Consider the following 21,920-nt stretch of genomic DNA (forward strand, 5'->3'; position numbering starts at 1 on the left):
ACCGCGTATCCGAAGCCAGCCAGGTGAGCGGCCATGTCGTAGAAGGTGTCCCGCACTCCGCCGGCATCGGGATACATGACGAGACCGGGCCAGGGGCCGTCGCCGTCGGGGGTGAACAGGCAGACGGTGCAGTCGCCGTCTTGGGTGGTGACGCTGTCTGAGATGTTGGGCATGACCTCCGTTCTACTCCGCCCGACTGGCACGGGTTTTGTCGGCGGCGACCCGCCGCGCCCGGCTTCGCCGCGCTTGCGATCGCCGCTAAGCTGAGCGGCGTGCCGATCGCCACACCGTACGAGGATCTGTTGCGCCTGGTACTCGAGCAGGGCACGCCGAAAGCCGACCGTACCGGGACCGGGACCCGCAGCCTGTTCGGCCACCAGCTGCGCTATGACCTGGCGGCCGGCTTTCCGCTGATCACCACCAAGAGAGTGCACTTGAAGTCGGTGATCTACGAGTTGTTGTGGTTTTTGCGTGGCGACTCCAACGTCAGCTGGTTGCAGCAGCACGGCGTCACTATTTGGGATGAATGGGCAAGTGACACCGGCGAACTGGGTCCGATCTATGGTGTGCAATGGCGGTCCTGGCCGACTCCGGCGGGTGAGCACATCGACCAGATCAGCGCGGCGCTGCAACTGCTGCGCACCGATCCCGACTCGCGGCGCATCATCGTGTCGGCCTGGAATGTCGGTGACATCCCGGAGATGGCGTTGGCGCCGTGCCACGCGCTGTTCCAGTTCTATGTGGCCGACGGACGGCTCAGCTGTCAGCTCTACCAGCGCAGCGCCGACCTGTTCCTTGGCGTGCCGTTCAACATCGCCAGCTACGCGCTGTTGACCCACATGATGGCCGCCCAAGCCGGTCTGGATGTCGGTGAATTTATCTGGACCGGCGGTGACTGCCACATCTACGACAACCACGTCGAACAGGTCACTCAGCAGTTGAGTCGCGAGCCGCGGCCTTATCCGAAACTCGCCTTGAGGCAGCGTGATTCGATCTTCGATTACACCTACGACGACATCGTGGTGGAAAACTATGATCCGCACCCGCCGATCAAAGCTCCCGTCGCGGTATGACGCGCGCCGTCGACGATGCAGAGCGCAGCGATGAGGAGGAGCGGCGCCCATGACGCCGATGCCGGAGCTGAGCCTGGTGTGGGCTCAATCGACGTCGGGTGTCCTCGGCCGGGCCGGCGGCATTCCTTGGGACGTGCCTGAAGACCTGACGCACTTCAAGAACCTGACGATGGGTCACACGGTGGTGATGGGCCGTCGCACCTGGGAGTCGTTGCCCGCCGGTGTTCGGCCGTTGCCGGGCCGCCGAAACGTCGTGCTGACCCGGCAAGCGGACTTCACCGCCGAAGGCGCGACCGTGGTGCAGACTTTCGACGAAGCGCTGACCGCTGCGGACACCTGGGTTGTCGGTGGCGAACAGGTCTACACGCTGGCGATGCCGCTGGCCAACCGCTGCGAGATCACCGAGGTTGAAATCGACTTGCCCCGCGACGACAGTGACGTCGTTGCGCCGGTGCTCGACGAGTCGTGGGTCGGTGTCGCGGGGGACTGGCGGATCAGCCGATCCGGGCTGCGCTACCGAATGCACAGCTACCGGCGGGTGTGAGCGCTGGCATCCGCGCCAACGGCATGACCGTGACATACTCGTTTGGTGGTCGGTTTGAACGGGGTATCAGGCCTTTCGTCAGGAGGAGAATAGGCAGTGCAAACCGAGTCCGCGCAGACGTTCTCTCGCACGTTCAGGGGCTACGACCCGGCCGCGGTCGATGCCCAGATCGAGGCGTTGGCCATCAAGCAGGAGTTTCTGCTCCGCGACATCGAGAGCCTGAGGGCCCGGCTGAAGGAATCCGGCGACGAAACGGCCGCGCTGCGGAAGGAAGTCGCCGTTCTGGCAGACACCTCACCTTCGCCTCACGCGATGCAACAGCGGATGGCAAAGATGCTGCGGCGTGCGGTTGACGAGGTCGCCGAAATGCAGGCCGAGGCGCGAGCCGAGGCGGAGGCGCTGATGGCGGTGGCCAAAGCCGAGGTGGAGGCCGAGCAGCGGAAGCACGAGGAGCTGTTGGCGGACATGGTCGCTAATCGAAACGCCCTCCAAGCCGAGTACGACGAAGCCAAGAAAAATTTGGACGCCGAATTGGCGAGAATGCGCGCCGAAACACAATCCCAGATCGATGAGGCCTGGCAGGAAGCCGTGCAGCAGCGCGAGCAAATCCTCGCCGACGCGAAGCAGGAGGCTGATCATTATCGTGAGCAGGCCCAGCGGGCAGTGAACGAGGCGAGTCAGCGACGAGTCACGATCTTGGAGCAACTGATGGGCGTCTACCGCGACCTGGAAGGGGTGCCGGCCACTCTCGAGTCGGCATACCGGGAACAAAAGGAATCGCCGGAGGCGGGCGTCGCCGCGTCGTCGGACCGAACCAACGGCGTGAGCCCGAGGTAACTCGCCGCTGGGGGGAGCCACGCAGCATCGGTATCCTCGGCGCCGTGCCGATCCGACACCGCACGTTGACCGCCGCACAGGCTCGTCGGGTAGCCGTTGCAGCTCAAGGATTCAGCGACTTACGTTCCGCGGGGCCGTTCACGCGAGCGCAGCTGCGGCGGCTGATCTCCCGCATTCAGGTACTGCAACTGGATTCGGTGTCGGTGGCAGTGCGCGCCCACTACGCGCCGGTGTTCAGCCGTCTCGGGCCCTACGATCGCGACGTGCTCGACCGCGCCGCCTGGGGTCCGACGAAATCGCGACTGCTGGTCGAGTACTGGGCACACGAGGCCGCCCTGATGGCCGTCGACGACTGGCCGTTGCTGCGCTGGCGGATGCGCCAATTCCGCCACGGCCGTTGGGGAGTCCACATCGTCAAAGCCAACCCGGGACTGGTCGACGACGTTGTCGCCGCGGTCGCCGAGCTCGGGCCTTCCACCGCCGGACAGATCGAAGCCCACTTGGCCGCAGAACCGCGCCGGGCGAAAGGAGCCTGGTGGAATCGCACCGACACCAAGTGGGTGGCCGAGGCGTTGTTCGCTGCCGGGGTACTCACGACCGCCACTCGCGTCGGGTTCGCGCGGCACTACGACCTCGCCGAGAACGTGCTGCCGGCCGAGGTGCTGGCCAGGCAGGTCGACGATGACGAGGCGTTGCGCGAACTGACGTTGCGGGCGGCGTCTGCGCTCGGGGTGGGCACCGAAGCCGACATTCGGGATTACTTCCGGTTGGCCGCCGGACAAGTCAAGCCAGCGATCGCCGAACTGGTCGCGGACGGGCAACTCGAACGCGTCGACGTCGACGGCTGGTCGGCGCCGGCGTACCTGCGCGCCGGTCAATCCTTGCCCCGACGCGACCAAGGCACGGCGCTGCTGTGCCCGTTCGACCCGTTGATCTTCTTCCGGCCGCGGGTGCAGCGACTCTTCGATTTTCACTATCGCATCGAGATCTACACGCCCGCGACTCAGCGCCGGTACGGCTATTACGTATGGCCGTTTCTGCTCGATGGTGAACTGGTCGGACGGGTGGACCTCAAAGCGGACCGGGAGGGCGACGCGCTGCACATCGTCGGCGCATTCGCTGAACCTGGCCGCAAGCCGGCGCGGGTGGCTGCGGCGCTGACCGCCGAACTCGCGTCGATGGCATCTTGGCTCAAATTGGGCAGCGTCAGCATCGGCGAGCGGGGCGACCTGGCCGGCGAGCTGAAAGCAGTCAGGCGTTGATGTTGACCTTCAAATCGCGCGGGTAGATGCGCCATACCGCACCGGGTGAGCTGTCCATCTTGACCTCCAGCTCGGCGAGATTTCTTTGAAAATTCAACATGGCGGCCTTGGCGCGGTAGTCAAGCCCGAAGCGATTGAAGTCATCCATCAGTGCGCGTCGGTGCACATTCAGGATGTAGTTCGCGTTCACCAGCCGCTGGTAGACGTCCAACGGCTCTGACTGAAAATCGTCGTATATCCGCGCCGGCTGGCGTTGCGTCCACAGTTGATAATTCCACATGGCACCGCCGAGTATCTCGTGCTGCACGGTCACCAGATACAGCTGGCCGGCCACCATCCGCGCGAACTCGTCCCACGTGAATGTTCGTGGGTCCACGCCAACGCCGTTGGGAACGCAGTCGTTGAGTTCGTTGAGCCAAACGAGTATCTCTCGGTCCCGGCGAATGTCGTTGCTGCCGGGCGCGTAATAGATCTTCAGATAGTCGCACACGAAGCCGTATATGACTTTGAACAGGTCCTCGAGGTTCTGCTGCGTCGGTGTGTCGAAGCCGGCGTCGCGAATCTGGCGTGAATTGCCGTCCTCCACAGGGTTGTTGACGGTGTGCTGGTATTGCGGGTAGGTGTCGTCGAATAGGCGGCACATGCCGTCGAACGTAAAGCTGAAGGTTGTCTCGAAGTCACCACCGCGAACCATCTGCCCACGGGTCACCATGTCGTTGCTCTGCTGAGTGCCAAAGATGAAGGGCCACAGCAACCTGCACACCGGATGATCAGCCGAGAGGCTGTTCCGCGTCGTAATCGCCAACTGAGCGCCGCCCGCCAGATGCACCCAGTTGAAGTGGCGTACCAGCGAGAGGTGCGTCGAGGCGGCGCACAAGGCGATCTTGCAAGCCTGGTCCCATCGGGGATCGGTGGGTTCAATCGCGTCGTCGTCCAGCGCGCATTCGATGCGATAGGGCTCTAGCGAACGTCGCGCCGTATCCAGGCGGAATAACACGCGCGCACCGATCTGCACCAGCCCGGGGTGGTGCTCATACTTGTTGAGGCTGAGCAGGTCCCACTCAAAATTGCCATCCTTGGCGCGCCTGGTGTAGCAGGCGAAGGGACCGCGCACCGCCAGCGAGCCCAGATCTGGACTGCCCAAATATTCGGCCGGCCTTTCGGGCGCACGGAAGCGGGCGAGACGCCGCCCGTTGAAAGCTTTTTTCAACGCCACCTGCGGGTCGCCGTCTATTCGCGGCAAGCCTGGCTGCATGGGCGACCAGACGGTGTACAGCCAGACCTGGAAGTCGTAGAACACAGTGTGCAGCAAGCTGCGTTCATCGCGCGGAATGTCGGAGCGAGGGCATACCATCACCTTGCGTAGCGGTATCTGGGGAATCGCATCGATCATCGGCTTGCGTTCGATGCGGCGCTGCTTGGTCGGTGGCAGCGGGATGGTGACCGGCTTACTGGCAGTGAATTTCCCCAGAGTGATCAGGTTCCATAACGCACGTCGGACATACCATCTCAGCATTCGCGCTCCCGAAGATGCTCAGACATGGCGATACGCGTCGCCGCGCCAGGGGTCATGCTTTAGTTCGGCGTCCCACTCCCGCAGTGGATGGCGGTCGGGATCCAGCTCGGGCCCTTCGTCCCAGGGCTCGAAAGCGTTCTTGATATTGGCGAGGCCACTGTCCGCGAGGTCAGGGTAGTGGCGCAGGATCACCGCCTTGAGGTCGCTCCGATCGATCCAGCGCAGGCCTTCCGGGGTGTAGACATCCTCGTTGTAGCAGTCGGTGTAAAAGCGGTCAGCCTGCAGGCGGCGGCTGGCGTTGAGGATGAAGATCTGAAACAGGGTCTCACCGAAGCCAAAGCCGTTGGGCCGGTGGCCTTCGGCGAGTGTGCCGATCAGCAGGTCGAGCTTCTCCACGTCGTCTTCGTACAGGGCCTTCAGCTTTTTTCGGAGGGTGGGGCAGTCGGTGAGGTCGTCGAAGCTCCGGATCTCATTCAGTCCCAGCTGCCGACGGAACTCGTTGTAGCGCGGCACGCCACGTTCTCGCGCGCGCAGGATGTCTACGGTGCCCACGTCGAGAAACGATTTCCCCGAGACGCTGAGCTCTTGCAAGAAGCGTGGATAGTTGTTGAGCACCAGGGCGCCGGGATGCTGGTTGCCGAACGAGTAGAAGAGGTTGGACAGTCCGTATTCCGTCGTCATGCCGGGCGAGCCGCTTTGACGGGTCTGGGGTAAGAAAACCTTCTCGGCGGGATCTTGGCGCCGCTTGTGCAGCAGCAGTTGCTCGGGCAGTAGTGAGTGCAGGCGGTAGACTTCGACGAATTCCTCGGTCAGCCCAAATGGGCAGTTGTGCTTGTTGATCGGGTTGCCGACGATGCCGCCGATCTCCGGGTTGCGGATGTTCACCTTGGACAGGGTTTTGCGCGCCGCGCCCTTACTGGTCAGGAAGGTGAGCAAGCCGTACCAGTTCGTGTTCAAACCGAGGTCGAGCGCTCGGTTGGGCAGAATCGCCGGAGTCCACTCGACGGAGTGGATCTTGGCCATCACCGCGGCGTTGATGAGGCGCGCGACGTTGAACAGGCGGTTGTCGTCCCACGGGGGGTAGGCCTCGTACAACATGTCGCAGATGGCGTTGTGTTCGCGGACGAAAAGGGTGTGCAACATGGAGAGCCCCACCCACCAACTGCGGCGGAAGCCGGCCTCCTCGACCTCCGTGCCGGGCTCCACCGGCAGGGTGCCGTCGCTGTTCAATCGCATCTTGCCGAATCGGTGGCTGCGCAGACGGTTCTGCGTTTCCTGGTCGCTGCCGTAGATCTGCGACCCGTCCCACCAATGGGTGACCTCGTTGATGAAACTAGTGTCGGCCGGCTTTTCCCTGGTGGGACTCGTGGCGGGCGGCTCTTCGTCGGTGGGACCCGCGGCGGGCGGCTCTTCGCTGGTGGAGGTCGTGGCGGCGGGCTCCTCGTCGATGGGATCCGCGGCGGCCGGCTGCTCCGGACCCGGGGGCGTCGGGTCCGCCTGGGTCCTGCCGATTTCCATTTCGCTTTGCAGGTAACGATCGCGGGCAGGGTCGTCGCGCTCCAGCGGCACCTTGATGACGCCGACACGCGCGACCTCGCCGTGGTTGACCCAGTCGTGAATCATGAACTGGATCCACGATGCGGCCAACAGATTGAGAAATTTGACCTCGGTCACCTCTGGTTGCCCATCAGCACCGTCCGGGCGCGTCAGCAGGCTCAAACTGACCTCGCGGGGGTTCGGCGCCAGCAACTCCGGCTCCTTCTCGGGGCGAATCGCTGACAGCTCGACGTTGCGCAGAAAGCGCGTGCCCGCAGCGCCTTCCTTGGGATCGGCGAGATTGTTCCAGCTTCCGTCGGCGGTGCGAAAACAGCTGACGCCTACGGGCGGTCTCTGTCCTTTTTCCTGAAAGCCGATCAGCGTCCCGGCCGGATACGTGTTTTTCAAGTTGTGAGCGTTCAGCTCATCACGCATGTAGGCCAATGTCAGGACTTCCAGCGGCAGCCAGCGACCGTACCATTTGGTCCAAACCCTGCCGCGATAGCCGAAGGTCCGGCCGACCCAGTTGATGGCCCAATTCATCAACACCGTCAATCCTGCGCCGAGCACCTTCCCCAGAAACAGCCGCAGTCGCCTGAAGCAATCAGGCCGCGGCGAGTGCGGCGGCCGGGGTAGGTCGCCGTCATGCACCCGAGGAGGCGCCACCAGGGCCTTCCCGTCGAAGTAATCCGGTTTGGGGACAGCTTGGTTGATCTTGGCGGTGGCATTGGCCTGCGCGAGGTCGCGCATTTCGCGCCAGTCGTTGCGCTGAGTGTCGGCTTTCGTCGCCTGCTCGTAGCATCGCGCGGCCGTGCCATAGCGCTCGAGCTTGAAGCAGGCCAGGCCCGCCAGCGCGCACCCTTCGCCGTCGGGTTGCTTTTTGAGCTCCGCCCTCAGCAATTTCAAGGCGTGCTTGTAGTCGCCCTCTCTCAGGGCTTCTCGTGCCTCTTCGTACGACATGTAAAGCTCCTCGCACGGCAAACGCCGAAACCAGAACCTACTCGCGTGGGCGAAACATATGGTCCGATTCTCCGCAATTGATCAGTGGAAATTTGATTACCGTCAATTCGTTTTCTCGACGCTGAATAGGATAGGCAGTCGTCGCACAGTTGCTGGTCGGATAACGGGTGCTGAGCGCAACTGAAGGCCGCCGACGCGTGTCGCGGTCTTCAAAATGGTTCCCCGCACGGCGCCGACGGTCGATAATCGCTTAGTTGCTGCTTGAGGCTTCAGGTTGCGGTGGGCGTTCGAAACCACTGATCAGCGGCGGGAGAGGCGGATGGGACCACTGGGCGCGGTGTGCCGAGGGTGCGGCACCGAACTTCGCCACGGCGCCCGGTTCTGCGACGCATGCGGGGCGCCCGCGCCAGCTGCAGGACAGCAGCCGGAGTTCAAGCAGGTGACTGTGTTGTTCGCCGATGTGGTGAATTCCCTGGCGATCGCCTCGATGTTGGGCGCGGAGCGGTTACGCGAGATAATGGCGGACGTCTTCGGCTGTGCGGGCACGATTACCCGGCGCTATGGCGGCACGGTGGACAAGTTCACCGGCGATGGCATCATGGCCCTGTTCGGGGCGCCGCTGGCATTGGAGGACCACGCGTTTCGGGCCTGTTTGGCAGCGTTGGACATCCAACAGCAAATCGCACAGCTGGCCGATGAAGTGGAGTCCCGCGATGGCATCGTCCTGCGGCTGCGGGTGGGGCTGAACTCGGGCCGGGTGATCGCCGGGGAAATAAGCTCGAGCGCGAGGGCCTACACCGCTGTCGGTGATCAGGTCGGCTTAGCCCAGCGGATGGAATCGGTTGCCCCGCCCGGCGGGGTGATGCTCAGTGAGTCCACCGCGCGGCTGGTTGAACACGCCACAGTGCTGGGGGCGACCGAGTGGGTGAAGGTCAAGGGCGCCGAGGAGCCGTTGCCCGCCCGGCGGCTGCTGAGGGTCGCTGCTCAGCGCGCAAGGATCGGCCGGCGGGAGCCGACCCTGGTCGGTCGCGCTTGGGAGATGAACACCGTCGCCGGGACCCTCGAGCAGGCGATCGGCGGTGCCGGACATGTGGTCGCGGTGGTCGGACCACCCGGTATCGGCAAGAGCCGCATCATGGGCGAAGCGGTGACGTTGGCTACCGGTCGCGGGGTCGAGGTGTCCACCGTAGCCTGCGAGTCCCATACTCGCGATGTCCCGTTCCACGTGGTGGCGCGACTGCTGCGCACGGTGTTCGGGGTCACCGACCTCGACGAGCAGGCGGGCCGGGCGCAGGTGCGAGCCCGCATACCCGATGCCAACCCCGAGGACCTGCTGCTGCTCGACGACCTGCTCGGAATCGGGGATCCCGACGCCGCGCTGCCCGCCATCACCGCCGATGCGCGTCGGCGCCGGCTGGCAGCACTGCTGAACGCCGTGGCTCTGGCCAGGACCGCACCGGCGCAATATGTCATCGAGGACGTGCACTGGATCGACGAGGTCAGTGAAGCCATGCTCGCTGAGCTCGTCAACGTGGTGCCGCAAATCCCGGCGCTGATGTTGATCACCTACCGCCCCGAATACCGCGGTGCGCTGTCGCGGACACCGGGTGGCCAGACGATATCCCTGGCGCCGTTGACTTCGGCGCAGACCGCGGCGTTGACAACCGAGCTGCTGGGTCCTGACCCGTCGGTGCGTGCTCTGGCCGCACGGATCGCCGAGCGGGCCGCCGGAAACCCGTTCTTCGCCGAGGAGATGGTCCGCGATCTGGCTCAGCGCGGTGTGCTCGACGGCGATCGCGGCGCCTACCTCTGCCGTGATGACGCCGCCGACATCAGTGTGCCGGGCACTCTGCAGGCCACTATCGCCGCCCGCGTCGATCGTCTCGGTCGGCCGGCCAAATACTTCTTGTATGCGGCCGCGGTCGTCGGTGCGCGGTTCAGGTCTGACCTGGTGGCCGCCTTGCTGGAGGACGACAGCGAGGGACCGGAGGCGATCGCTGAGTTGCTGCAGGTCGAGTTAGTGGACCAGGTGATGATCACCCCGCGCGCCGAGTATGCGTTTCGGCACCCGTTGATCCGAGCGGTTGCCTACGAGTCTCAGCTGAAGTCCGGGCGCGCCCAGCTGCACCGGCGGTTGGCCGTAGCGATTGAACAGCAGGACCCCGGGGCGGCCGACGAGAACGCCGCCCTGATCGCCGAAAACCTGGAGGCCGCCGGGGATTTGCGTGCGGCGTTCGACTGGCATATGCGCGCCGGCGCCTGGTCGGCTTTCCGCGACATTCGGGCGGCGCGCACCAATTGGCAAGGGGCCCGCCAGGTCGCCGACCGGCTACAGGCCGACGCCCCAGATCGGGCGTCGTTGCAGATAGCGGCCCGAACCCTGCTGTGCGGCACTCTGTGGCAGGTGGGTGGCAGCATCGCCGACACGGGTTTCGACGAACTGCGGGATCTGTGCACAGCGGCTGACGACAAAGTGTCGCTGGCGATTGCCATGACCGGTTTCATCATGGCATTGACCTTCCACAACCGTTTCCGCCAGGCGGCCCAGGTGGCTTCGGAGCAAAGCGAGCTGCTCGAATCGATTCAAGATCCGACGTTGACGGTGGGTCTGCTGTTCGCGGCGATCTACGCCAAATGCCAGGCCGGCGAGATGACCGAGGCGCTGCGATTGGCGGATCGACTCATCGACCTGGCCGACGGCGACCCCACCAAGGGCAACTTGATCTTCGGCTCACCGCTGAGTACGGCGATCGCGATGCGGGGCCACATCAAGATGTGCCTGGGAATCCGGGATTGGAAAGACGACGCCGCCACGTCAATCGCGATGGCTGCTCCTCTCGACGCGACGAGTTACGTCTTCGCGCTCCTGTGGAAGTACGTGGCCTCCATACCGTTCGGGGCGCTGCCGCCTGACGCGACCGCCATGCGCGAGACGGCCGAGGCGCTGCGCATCGCCGAGCGTTCCGGCGAAGACTTCGTTCTCAGCATGGGCCGGCTCAGCCGCGGCCTTGTTCTGGTCAGTCGCGACGGCCCGCAACGGGAGGCGGGCCTCGACCTGTTCACCCAAGCCCGCGATGCCGTTCTGGAGGAGCGGTTTTCGCTGAGCGCGCTGACGATTGTCGAGCCCGAGTTCGCCCTGGAGAAGGCCCGCACCGGTGACCTCGATGGCGGCATCGAAATGGTTCGGGCAGTCGTCGACGGCGCCTACGAAAGCGGCGACATGATATGGCGCGGAAGGGCCACCGAAGTCCTGGTGAAATTACTGGTCCGACGCGGATCCGTTGGCGACCAGGACGAAGCTCAGGCGGCGATCGACCGACTGGCCGCCGTGCCCACCGATCCCGGCTTCGTGTTAAACGAACTTCCACTCTTGCGTTCGCGGGCGCTGCTTTCGCTCGCGCGCGGCGACGAAGACAGCTATCGGGACTTCCTACAACAACACCGCGCCCGGGCGGCAGCCGCTGGCTTCGACGCTCTGGTGGCCGCTGCCGACGCGGCTGCCGCTGCGTCGCAACATGATTCGGTGGGCACCAAGTTCTGAAAACCCCAACAACGTTCGACTTCCACGCAGGAGTTCCGCCATGGCAGGACCGGGTCAGCGCGCGGTCGTTCTCGGCGCGAGCATGGGCGGAATGCTTGCCGCGCGGGTCCTGGCCGATTTTTTCGACCTCGTCACTGTGGTCGAGCGAGATTTATTACCTGACGGCTCCGCTGTCCGGCGAGGGGTACCACAGGGTCGTCACGTTCATGCTCTGCTGGCCCGCGGTGGGCAGGTGCTGGATGAACTTTTTCCCGGGTTCCTCGGTGAACTGGTAGCCGACGGTGCTCCCGTCTGGGACGACGGAGAGCTGTCCAAGCTGCGCTTGTCTTTCGGCGGCCACGACATACTCCGCTCCGGCAAGGTAACGAAGGAGCCGAAAGCGCTGGCTTTGCATATGCCGAGCAGGCCGTTCCTGGAGTGGCATGTGCGTCAGCGCCTGCAGGCGATCAGCAACGTGACCATCATCAGCGGCCACGACGTCGCCGAGTTGACGGCCACACCGGATCGACGTCGCGTTACCGGAGTGCGGGTCATCAACCGGAACGACGGCGCCGAACAGGAGTTGACCGGCGATGTAGTCATGGACGCGATGGGTCGCGGTGCGCACACGCCGGCTTTGCTGGAAAGCCTCGGCTATCGACGACCCGTCGAAGACCACATCGTCATGCATACGAACTACGTGAGCCAACTGCTGCGAATTCCGCCGGGCACGCTGACCGAGATGCTGGTCAACATCGGCCCCGCGCCGGAGCGGCCAACCGGCATGTTTCTGAGCGGCTACGAGAACGACACCTGGATGTTCACGGTCTTCGGGATGGTGGGGCACCAGCCGCCCCGCGACCTGGCCGGCATGCTGTCATTCGCCGAAACGTATTGCCCCGCGCATCTGATTGCCGCGATCCGGGCGGCGGAGCCGATTGGCAGGGTGGCCCAGCACCGCATGCCGTTCAGCCAGTGGCGACGCTACGACAAGATGTCGCGGCTACCCGATGGTCTGCTGATTTGCGGCGACGCAAACTGCAGCCTCAACCCCGTTTACGGGCAAGGCATGACGGTGGCCGCGCTGGGAGCCGCCGCGCTGCGGGATTGTCTGCGCAGTGGCGACACGGATTTGTCCCGGCGATACTTTCGCGCCTCCGCCAAACCGATCGGCGTGGCGTGGCAGATGGTGGCGAGCTCAGACCTGGCCATTCCGGGGGTGACCGGGCGACGGTCGAGATGGATGCGCGTGGCGACCCGGCTTGCAGATTGGGCGCTGACAGCCTCAGAGTCCGATCTTGTAGTGGCCGTGCGCTTCTTCCGAGTCAACAGCCTCGTCGACCCACCCATTCGCCTGCTTCACCCGGCCTTTGTCTACCGGGTGGCGCTGGGCAACCTGCGCCGCCGCCGAGCCGGAGTGGCCGGCCGAGCCGGTAACCGCAAGGCGTCACCGGACACCTTATCGAGATAACGGTTGACGGCAACGGTGTCAGCAACGGCTGACTGGCCCGCTTGCGATGCGGGCCGTTTCGGCCCCCATCGTGGCGGGCTAAGGTGATCGCCGTGGCCGAGACGGCGCCATTACGCGTGCAACTGATCGCCAGAACCGACTTCGTCGCACCCCGGGGTGTGCCGTGGAGCACGGACGCCGACGGCGGCCAGGCGCTCGTGGAGTTCGCCGGGCGGGCCTGCTATCAGAGCTGGTCGAAGCCCAACCCGAAAACCGCGACCAACACCGGATACCTGCGGCACATCATTGACGTCGGGCATTTTTCGGTGCTCGAACACGCCAGTGTGTCGTTCTACATCACCGGCATCTCGCGATCGTGCACGCACGAGCTGATCCGGCACAGACACTTCTCCTACTCCCAGCTCTCGCAGCGTTACATCCCGAACGACGACTCTAGGGTCGTCGTCCCGCCCGGCATGGAGGACGACGCCGAACTACAACAGCTGCTGATCGCCGCCGCCGATGCCAGCCGCGTGGCCTACACCGAGTTGCTGGCCAAGCTGGAAGCTAAATTCGCCGGTCAGCCGAACGCGGTGTTGCGCCGAAAGCAGGCGCGCCAGGTCGCCCGCGCCGTGTTGCCGAATGCCACCGAGACCCGCATCGTCGTAACCGGCAATTACCGCGCCTGGCGGCATTTCATCGCGATGCGTGCCAGCGAACACGCCGATGTGGAGATCCGCCGGCTGGCCATCGCCTGCCTGCGCGAACTCGTCGATGTTGCACCCGCGGCGTTCGCCGACTTCGAGATCGCCACACTGTCCGACGGCACCGAGGTGGCGATCAGCCCGTTGGCCACCGAAGCCTGAACCCGTCGTCGACTGGTCCAGGCTAGCTGCGGTTTCGGCGCGAAGCGCGTGCCATGTGTGCATAGTTTGAGCCGTGGTCACTTCGGTTGAGCAAACCGGCTCACTGCTCTGGCATGGCGTCTCGCTTGACGAAGACCCGATCAGGCTGATGCTCGACCGCCGGGTGCCGTGGAGTACCCGCGGCGAGATGTTCGTTCACCAATCGATCGGAACCGGGCCATGGCCGGACCAAGGCTGGAAACTGCATTTGTCGGCGACGCCGCGGTCCGCAGCCGACGTGCTGGCCGCCGCACTGGACGTGCTACTGGCCGAAGGGGTGCGGTTCAAAGTCGTCGGCTCACTTCACGAGCTGGCCGCCATGAATTCCGGCGTCTTCGCGACTTCGCAGATCGGCAAGTTCATCACTGTCTATCCCAGCGACCAGTCGCAGGCCGTGAGTCTGGCCGTCGAACTCGACCGGGTCACCCGCGGTCACAGCGGTCCGCGAATCCCGACTGATCGCGTGCTGGGCCCTGGCAGCGTCGTTCACTACCGCTACGGGTCGATCCGCCGGCGAACTGGGCCCGACGTCGCGGGCGACATCGTCTACGACCTACTCGATCCCGCCGGCCGGCTCACCCAAGACGTGCGGCTGAATTTCTATCAACCGCCACACCCGGATATCGCCGATCCATTCGAAGCCGCCGGGGTCCGAGTGCCTCCGCCTGCGCGGAGCCGGCTCCTTAACGGCCGTTACCTTGTGACCGATGCGCTGGCACAGAGCAGCCGAGGAGGAGTGTTCCGGGCGGTCGATGTCGCATCACAGCCGCCTCGGCTGTGCCTGGTCAAAGAGTCATGGCACGACGTCGCGCTGGACCCGTTCGGCCGGGACGCGCGCGACTGGGCACGCAACGAGCAAGCGATTCTCATGGCTTACCTCGACGATCCGCTGTTGCCTAATTTCATCGACAGCTTCGACCTCGATGGCGACCGCTATTTGGTGATCGAATACATCGAGGGGATCACCTTGGAGAGCCTACTCGTCGATCAGTCAGCCGAACGCCAGGTTGACCGGTCGGAAATCGTCGCCGTCGGCCTGGCCACAGCCAAGATGCTGGCTCACCTGCACGAGATTGGGTTGGTGTTCCGCGATTTCAAACCGGCCAACGTGGTGAAGACTCCCGAGGGTGGCTATCGCCTAATCGATTTCGGCATCGCCTATCAGTACCGCACCAACGATGCCCCGCCGCTGAGTATCGGAACCCCGCCTTTCCACTCCAGAGATCAGTTCGCAGGCCGAAATCCCAGCCCGGCAGATGATGTTTTTGCCTGGGGGGCAGTGCTCCACTACCTCCTCGCCGGCCCGGCTGCGCGGGCGGACATGCCCCAAGGCGACGACTTTCTTCGGCCGTACCAACGCCGGCCACTGGCAGAGCTTTGTCCCGTACCGGCAGAGCTGGCCGATGTGGTCGATCGGGCCGTGGCATGGGAACCCGGTGACCGCTATGCCACGATGCGGCAGGCGGCATGTGCGCTGGCCGAAGTAGCAGGTCAGCTCTCAAGCGCCGGGTCTATGAGCCCCCAACCCAAGGCGGGGTCGGGAGACCACCCGGTTACGCCTGCGAGTGCCCGGATGCTGGGTTGCGACGAAGCGCTTGCACTCGCGCGGGAAGTCGGTGACGCACTGTGCGCCGACGCTGAGGAGCACGCGGGCGGGTTGCGCTGGAAGCGCCGCTTCGAGTACGGCGATGACACCGAATACAGCCCGGACCTTTACGCCGGCGCGGCGGGCATCGGTCTGTTCCTCGCCGAACTCGCGGCGACAACCGGGGATGATCGTTACGCGGAGGCGGCCCGCGGGGCAGCGCGCTGGGTAGCCGGACCGGTATGGGGCGAGGGCCGAGCACAACACGGGTTTCACGCCGGGGAGGCCGGTCTCGCGTACTTTTTCGTCCGGATCGCCGAGCTTTTGGCCGCACCCCGGTACGTCGACGCCGCGGCAATGCGTTTCCGGCGGCTGCGCGGAGCGTCGTGGCACACGACCGATGTCATTTACGGGGTCGCGGGCACGTTGTTGGGAGCGTTGGCGCTGCACTCGGCGACCGGCGCGAGCGAGTTCCTGGACGACGCCTGGGCCGCGGCGGAACACCTCGTCTCGGCCCGTATTCCGCGGTCCAGGAAGGGATGCTTCTGGGAGGTCGCTTCCCCGGCACCCGGCGGACCGGTGGCGGCTTACCTTGGACTACTGCACGGATCGGCCGGCATCGGCCTCGCCCTGGCACATTTCGCTGACGTGACGGGTGAGGAACACTATCTCGATATCGCGGCGGATGCTGCCGAATTGCTGCTGGACCAGGCAACGCCGGCGCCGGACTCGCCGGGCCTGACATGGCCGCGACGGCTGGGAGATACGGACCATGGCGTGCAAGCCCACTGCCACGGTGCCGGAGGAATCGGTCAGTTCCTTCTGTGGCTCGACCGCCTGCGCCCGGATCAACGGTATCGGCAGGCGGCAGAGGGTGCGGCAATGACGGTGATGCAACGTAGTGCCCGTGAATCGCGGCCCGGGTTCTGCCACGGACTGAGCGGCGCCGGCCATTTCTTGCTCGACATCTACCAGTGCGGTCATGAGGCCCGCTGGCTGCAGGCCGCCCGCGAATGTGGCGAACGGGTCATCGAATGCCGCGTGTCCGGACACCCTGGCTTATACCACATCAATCCGGAAAAAGCAGTCTCACCCGACCTCATGCTCGGATACGCTGGTGTCGGCAGTTTGCTACTGCGCCTGAAAACCCCAACGGGTGTGCCGGATCTCGTCCTCGGCCGCTTGCTGGCCGCACCGAAGGGATAGACCGATGTCGGAAGAGACGCTTCGGCAAGTCCTCGAACGACTGCACGAAGACAAAGAGTTTCGCCGCTCACTGCAGGACGACTGGGAGGCTGCCCTCAGAGATCTTGACCTGAGTCCTGCCGAGCTCATCGCCCTCGCCGCTCGCGACGAGGACTCACTGCGTCGTCTTGCTGCCACTGACGTGGCGAGCCAGGGACTCGGCTTCTGGGGAACTGATTTCATCTGCAGCTTGGCGTGCACCATTGTCTGGAAGACCGTCCCGGTCGACACTCCCGGCAGCGGAAGGGACACTTGCCCCGGAGGCAAAGGGCAATGCGGCACTGGTGGCGGCGAAACATGGTGCCGATTGAACTGCTAGTCGCGAAAGAAACGTGACGGGGCAATCGATCGGCTGGAGGAGCCAACCGTTACGTGCTGCCTAATACGCTTGAACCGCCGGGTAATCTGGGCAGGGTGAGCACCGGCGGATTCGACGCCCACGCGCGCTTGGGCACCGTACTGACCGCGATGGTGACCCCGTTCCGCCCTGACGGCTCCCTGGACACGGCCGCCGCGGCACGGCTGGCGAACCATCTGGTCGATGCGGGTAGCGACGGCCTGGTGATCTCGGGCACCACCGGCGAGTCGCCGACGACCACCGACCAGGAGAAGCTGACGCTGTTGCGGGCGGTGTTGGAGGCGGTCGGCGACCGGGCCCGGGTCGTCGCCGGCGCCGGCTCCTATGACACCGCGCACAGCGTGCACCTGGCCAAGGCGTGCGCCGCCGAAGGGGCGCACGGACTGCTGGTCGTCACCCCTTACTACTCCCGACCGCCCCAGTCGGGTCTGGTTGCGCACTTCAGCGCCGTCGCCGATGCGACCCCGCTACCGGTGTTGCTCTACGACATCCCGCCGCGCTCCGTGATCCCGATCCTTCCGGACACCATCCGCACCCTGGCGTCACACCCCAATATCGTTGGAATCAAGGACGCCAAGGGAGATCTGCACACCGGCGGGCAGATCATGGCCGAGACCGGTCTGGTGTACTACTCCGGCGACGACCCACTCAACTTGCCCTGGCTGTCGGTGGGCGCCGCCGGATTCATCAGTGTGATCTCGCACCTGGCCGCAGGTCAGCTGCGGGAGATGTTGTCGGCGTTCCAGTCCGGTGACACTGCGACCGCCCGCAAGATCAACGTGACGATCAGCCCGCTGTGTGACGCGATGAGCCGTACCGGCGGGGTGACGATGGTGAAGGCGGGCCTGCGCCTCCAGGGCGTCGACGTTGGCGATCCCCGGCTGCCGCAGATGCCCGCCACGCGCGCGGAAGTCGATGCGTTGGCCGCCGACATGCGCGCGGCGTCGGTGCTCGCATGAGTCAACAGGTGGCCGAAAAGTGAATGCGCAACTGGCTCCACCCGGTCCATTGGCTCCTGGCGGGCTGCGGGTCACCGCGCTGGGCGGCATCAGCGAGATCGGCCGGAATTTGACGGTTTTCGAGCACCTGGGCCGGCTGTTACTCATCGACTGCGGCGTGCTGTTCCCCGGCCATGACGAGCCGGGCGTGGATCTGATCCTGCCCGACCTGCGTCACATCGAACACCGGCTCGACGACATCGACGCGCTGGTGCTCACCCATGCGCACGAAGACCACATCGGAGCGATCCCCTTCCTGCTTAGACTCCGACCCGACATCGAAGTCGTCGGTTCCAAATTCACGCTTGCGCTGGTCGCCGCCAAATGCCGTGAGCACCGCATTAAACCGAAGTTCGTCGAGGTCAGTGACGGCCGGCGCAGCATCCACGGTGTGTTCGAGTGCGAGTTCTTCGCCGTCAATCACTCCGTTCCCGACGCGCTCGCGGTGGCGGTGTACACCGGCGCAGGCACGGTGCTGCACACCGGCGACATCAAGCTCGACCAGCTTCCGCTCGACGGGCGTCCTACCGATCTGCCGGGCTTGTCGCGGCTCGGCGACGCCGGCGTCGACCTGTTCCTATGCGACTCGACGAATGCCGAGCATCCGGGCGTCGGGCCGTCGGAGAGCGAGATCGGCCCAACCCTGCACCGGCTGATCAGGGGCGCCGACGGGCGAGTCATCGTGGCGTGTTTCGCGTCCAACGTCGACCGCGTGCAGCAGATCGTCGACGCCGCGGTGGCGTTGGGCCGGCGGGTGTCGTTCGTCGGCCGGTCGATGGTGCGCAACATGGGCATTGCGCGCGAACTCGGCTTTTTGCAGATCGACGACTCGGACCTGATCGACATCGGCGCCGCAGAGATGATGCCGCCCGAACGAGTGGTCCTGATCACCACCGGGACTCAGGGCGAACCGATGTCGGCGCTGGCCCGGATGTCGCGCGGTGAGCACCGCAGCATCACGTTGACCTCCGGTGACCTCATCGTGTTGTCGTCGTCGCTGATACCGGGCAACGAAGAAGCCGTCTACGGCGTGATCGACGCGCTGTCCAAGATCGGGGCTCGAGTCGTCACCAATGCTCAAGCGCGCGTTCACGTTTCAGGTCACGCTTACGCCGGCGAACTGCTTTTTCTCTACAACGGCGTACGACCACGCCACGTCATGCCGGTGCACGGCACCTGGCGGCATCTGCGCGCCAACGCCGCCCTGGCCGCCAGCACCGGGATCCCGCTTGAGCGAATCTTGTTGGCCGAGAACGGTGTCAGTGTCGACCTGGTCGACGGGACAGCGCGCATCTCCGGCGCGGTGCCGGTCGGCAAGATGTTCGTCGACGGCCTGATCACCGGGGACGTCGGCGACATCACGTTGGGTGAGCGGCTCATCCTTTCGTCGGGATTCGTTGCGGTCACCGTGGTGGTGCGGCGCGGCACCGGGCAGCCGGCCGCCCCGCCGCATCTGCACTCGCGCGGATTCTCCGAAGATCCCAAGGCGCTGGAACCAGCTGTGCGCAAAGTCGAGGCTGAGCTGGAATCACTTGCGGCCGAGAAGGTCACCGATCCGTTCCGGATCGCTCAGGCGGTGCGCCGCACCGTCGGCAAATGGGTGGGCGAAACCTACCGCCGTCAGCCGATGATCGTGCCGACCGTCCTGGAAATTTAGGGCGCGGTGAGCCGGACCGCGACGGAGGCGGCCGGGCTGAACATCCGGACATCACAGCTCACGCCGCAATGACAGCGTCAGGTCTTCTCCGCGTGAGCGGACCATTCGATCTGTGATGCCCCCAAGTCGCGACCGGTCGGCAAGACGTAGCGCTGCATCAATTCGTCGGGCCCGAGCTGCTGCACCAGCCGCCAACCGAATTCGGCGACGAACTCTGCGACGTGCTCAGGCAGCAGTCCGAAGTGCCACAGCTGGCGGCGCCGCCGCACCCTGCGGTACAGCGTCGGCGTGCCGTAGAGATTAGTTCCGTCGATGAAATCGCGGCGCACATAGGTGAACACCAGTTGGCTTCCCGGCGCGACAGGTTCCAGGCCGGCCAGCGTCTCGCGGATGGTCTCCTCGGTCAGGTACTGCGTGACGCCCTCCCAGATGAAGAACGTCCGGTAGTCCGGGCGGTAACCGTGCCCGGCCAATGTGCTGAGCAGGTCGTCACGGTCGAAGTCCAGCGCCACCAAGCGAACCGATCGCGGCACCTCACCGAGGGCTCGGCGCACGATTGCTGCCTTGCGGGCGATGTTGATCGGAAGGTCGACTTCGAATACCGGGATGGGACTGCTGCGTGCCAGATGGTAGGCGCGGGTGTCCATCCCGGCACCGAGAACAACGACCGCGTCGATTCTGCCGAATGTCTCGCTGAGCACATCGGAGACGAAATGCTTGCGGCACGTCAGGTTAGCCCACAACCCAGGACCGGACCGGTCCAGCGCGGAGATGAACAACCGGCGCAGCGCCGAGAAGCGTGTTGCGGCGACCAGCAACCGAGCGCTCGCCGGCACGAACCTTGCTGCCAGGTCGTCGTCCACCAGTCGCCGTCCCGGCGGCTCGTTGTTTTCCACCGCTGCCAGCACCATCGGCCCGAAGGCGGTTCGCGCCACGGCGTTACGCGCCATCAGCTACCGCTTATTCAGGTAGCCGGCGTCGACGGGCAAAGTGATCCCGGTGATGTAGCGGGCCTGGTCGGACACCAGCCATGCCACTGCATTGGCAATGTCCTCGGGTTGCAGAACGCTAACCGGTAGCGCATTACCCAGATTCTGCGCCGAGCCGGGCCCGGCGACCTGAGCGAGCCAACTCCGAATGAACTCGTTGTTGATCATCGGTGTGTCGACGCCGGCCGGATGGACTGAGTTTACGCGGATACTCTGTGTTGCAAGCAGATTCGCATATACCCGCATCAATCCGACCATGCCATGCTTCGCCGCTGCGTATCCGATGGAGCCGGCGTCGGCGCTGCCGATGCCGGCCAGCCCCGCGGCCGAGCTGATCAGCACGATCGAACCGCCGTCGCCCTGCTCGATCATCGTCGGTATCGCGGCCTCGATTGTGTGATACACACCGGTGAGGTTGACGTCGATGACGTCGCGCCAGCCGTCGGCCCCGGCTTGCATCGGCGCGATTCCGGCGTTGGCGACGACGATGTCGAGCCGGCCGAAATCGTCCAGCCCGGCCTGCAGCGCAGCGGTCAGCGAAGCCCGATGGCGCACATCGCCCTGTCGCGCCACGATTCGCGCGCCGGCGTCTTCGGCCAGCTTCACCGTCGCCGCCAGGTCATCAGAGTTCGCCAGCGGGTACGGCACGCTGGCGATCTGCTCGCACAAGTCGACCGCGATGATCGCGGCGCCGTCGGCGGCCAGTCGCAGGGCATGCGCGCGCCCCTGGCCCCGGGCCGCTCCGGTGATCAACGCGACTTTCCCGCTCAGCGGACCGTCGGCTGCCGAGGCCATCAAGGACGCAGCCGCCCCTTGTCCGGGTCACCCGCCACGACCGGGGCGAGCATCTTGATGTCGGGTGCTCCGGCCAGATGCTCGCCGGCGTCTTTGAACAGCGTGGCGACCGCTGGTGCGGTGCTGTGCGTCTTGAGCGCGTCGGCGTCGGCCCACTGTTCGACGAAGACGAAGGTCTCGCCCGATTCGTGCAGGGAATACAGCTGGCAGCCCGGCTCCTGATGGACGTCCTGGATGGCGCGTTTGCAAATCTCGCGCACGGCGTCCACGGACTCGGGCTTGACCGTCAGGGTGGCAACGACGACAACGGGGGACATGCTGACGCTCCTGGTGAATGAGTAGCGGCGTGACGCTCGTCACCCTACTCAGGCCGGGGCACCGGCTGGGTACCTCGGATGTCTGCTGGTGACCGTGTGGCGGATGGTGCAGATGATGTCGTTGGGATTAGGCTTCTGCCATGGCAAACAAGACCGTCGCCCGATCCGCTGCCCGAAAGGGCAGGTCAAAGGGTACCCCGCGGAGCGGAACCAGGGCGGCGCGGTCAACGGCGCCTCGCAGAAAAGCCGGCGGGCCTGCCAAACGCCGTAACCAGTCGCTGGTCGTTTACGCCGGGCTCGGCTGCGGCCGGGCCGCTCGGGCGATCTGGCTGACGCTGGCCAGAGGCGCCGGCACCGCCGCGCGGTCGGTGGG

General features: G+C 65.1%; 17 protein-coding genes. 11 read left to right on the forward strand and 6 right to left on the reverse strand.

Annotated features, from left to right (window positions below):
- Positions 1-173 (reverse strand): dienelactone hydrolase family protein (locus WA317_RS21775; protein WP_425175018.1); only part of this gene is annotated, 173 nt, incomplete at its 3' end.
- A 99-nt stretch (positions 174-272) separates the two neighbouring features.
- Between WA317_RS21775 and WA317_RS21780 the strand changes: the two genes are divergently transcribed.
- From WA317_RS21780 to WA317_RS21795, 4 genes are all read left to right on the forward strand, one after another.
- A complete protein-coding gene (locus tag WA317_RS21780; RefSeq protein WP_425175004.1) occupies positions 273-1,073 on the forward strand; it encodes a thymidylate synthase in 801 nt (266 codons plus the stop codon).
- 58 nt (positions 1,074-1,131) lie between these two features.
- Entirely contained in the window at positions 1,132-1,617 is a 486-nt protein-coding gene (locus WA317_RS21785; RefSeq protein WP_425175019.1) for a dihydrofolate reductase, read from the forward strand.
- A 96-nt stretch (positions 1,618-1,713) separates the two neighbouring features.
- The gene (locus WA317_RS21790) at positions 1,714-2,454 is read left to right on the forward strand and encodes a DivIVA domain-containing protein (protein WP_425175005.1); all 741 of its coding nucleotides are present in this window, start codon (positions 1,714-1,716) and stop codon (positions 2,452-2,454) included.
- 50 nt (positions 2,455-2,504) lie between these two features.
- Positions 2,505-3,716 (forward strand): winged helix-turn-helix domain-containing protein, encoded by a 1,212-nt coding sequence (locus WA317_RS21795; protein ID WP_425175020.1) that lies wholly within the window; start codon positions 2,505-2,507, stop codon positions 3,714-3,716.
- Here the strand turns inward: WA317_RS21795 and WA317_RS21800 are convergent.
- Positions 3,706-5,232 carry a hypothetical protein gene (locus WA317_RS21800; RefSeq protein WP_425175006.1) on the reverse strand — a complete coding sequence of 509 codons (1,527 nt, stop codon included), beginning with the start codon at positions 5,230-5,232 and terminating at the stop codon, positions 3,706-3,708. The genes WA317_RS21795 and WA317_RS21800 overlap by 11 nt on opposite strands.
- 18 nt (positions 5,233-5,250) lie before the next feature.
- Complete coding sequence (locus WA317_RS21805; protein WP_425175007.1) at positions 5,251-7,728, reverse strand: peroxidase family protein; 2,478 nt, start codon at positions 7,726-7,728, stop codon at positions 5,251-5,253.
- Positions 7,729-8,047: 319 nt separating this feature from the next.
- On the opposite strand from WA317_RS21805, the gene WA317_RS21810 reads away from it, so the two are divergent.
- The 6 genes from WA317_RS21810 (at position 8,048) to WA317_RS21835 (ending at position 19,446) form a co-directional block, all read left to right on the forward strand.
- Entirely contained in the window at positions 8,048-11,269 is a 3,222-nt protein-coding gene (locus WA317_RS21810; protein WP_425175008.1) for an ATP-binding protein, read from the forward strand.
- 40 nt (positions 11,270-11,309) lie between these two features.
- A complete protein-coding gene (locus tag WA317_RS21815) occupies positions 11,310-12,719 on the forward strand; it encodes an FAD-dependent oxidoreductase (protein WP_425175009.1) in 1,410 nt (469 codons plus the stop codon).
- A 92-nt stretch (positions 12,720-12,811) separates the two neighbouring features.
- Positions 12,812-13,564 carry an FAD-dependent thymidylate synthase gene (gene thyX, locus WA317_RS21820; RefSeq protein ID WP_425175010.1) on the forward strand — a complete coding sequence of 251 codons (753 nt, stop codon included), beginning with the start codon at positions 12,812-12,814 and terminating at the stop codon, positions 13,562-13,564.
- A gap of 73 nt (positions 13,565-13,637) precedes the next feature.
- Positions 13,638-16,394, forward strand: a complete 2,757-nt coding sequence (locus WA317_RS21825; protein ID WP_425175011.1) for a lanthionine synthetase LanC family protein — start codon at positions 13,638-13,640, stop codon at positions 16,392-16,394.
- A 453-nt stretch (positions 16,395-16,847) separates the two neighbouring features.
- Positions 16,848-17,750, forward strand: coding sequence for a 4-hydroxy-tetrahydrodipicolinate synthase (gene dapA / locus WA317_RS21830; RefSeq protein WP_425175012.1), 903 nt, complete (start codon positions 16,848-16,850; stop codon positions 17,748-17,750).
- Positions 17,751-17,769: 19 nt separating this feature from the next.
- Positions 17,770-19,446, forward strand: a complete 1,677-nt coding sequence (locus WA317_RS21835) for a ribonuclease J (protein WP_425175013.1) — start codon at positions 17,770-17,772, stop codon at positions 19,444-19,446.
- Positions 19,447-19,523: 77 nt separating this feature from the next.
- On the opposite strand, the gene WA317_RS21840 is transcribed toward WA317_RS21835, so the two are convergent.
- From WA317_RS21840 to WA317_RS21850, 3 genes are read right to left on the reverse strand one after another with little or no spacing between them, the layout of a single operon-like run.
- Positions 19,524-20,396 (reverse strand): SAM-dependent methyltransferase, encoded by an 873-nt coding sequence (locus WA317_RS21840; protein ID WP_425175014.1) that lies wholly within the window; start codon positions 20,394-20,396, stop codon positions 19,524-19,526.
- Between the two features lie 3 nt (positions 20,397-20,399).
- Complete coding sequence (locus tag WA317_RS21845) at positions 20,400-21,230, reverse strand: mycofactocin-coupled SDR family oxidoreductase (RefSeq protein WP_425175015.1); 831 nt, start codon at positions 21,228-21,230, stop codon at positions 20,400-20,402.
- The gene (locus WA317_RS21850; RefSeq protein ID WP_425175016.1) at positions 21,230-21,547 is read right to left on the reverse strand and encodes a putative quinol monooxygenase; all 318 of its coding nucleotides are present in this window, start codon (positions 21,545-21,547) and stop codon (positions 21,230-21,232) included. The genes WA317_RS21845 and WA317_RS21850 overlap by 1 nt, the downstream gene beginning before the upstream one ends.
- A 140-nt stretch (positions 21,548-21,687) precedes the next feature.
- Here WA317_RS21850 and WA317_RS21855 point away from each other — a divergent pair.
- Positions 21,688-21,920: hypothetical protein (locus WA317_RS21855; protein WP_425175017.1), on the forward strand; the 233-nt coding region annotated here is incomplete at its 3' end.

Source organism: Mycobacterium sp., assembly GCF_049802695.1.
Lineage (GTDB): Bacteria > Actinomycetota > Actinomycetes > Mycobacteriales > Mycobacteriaceae > Mycobacterium.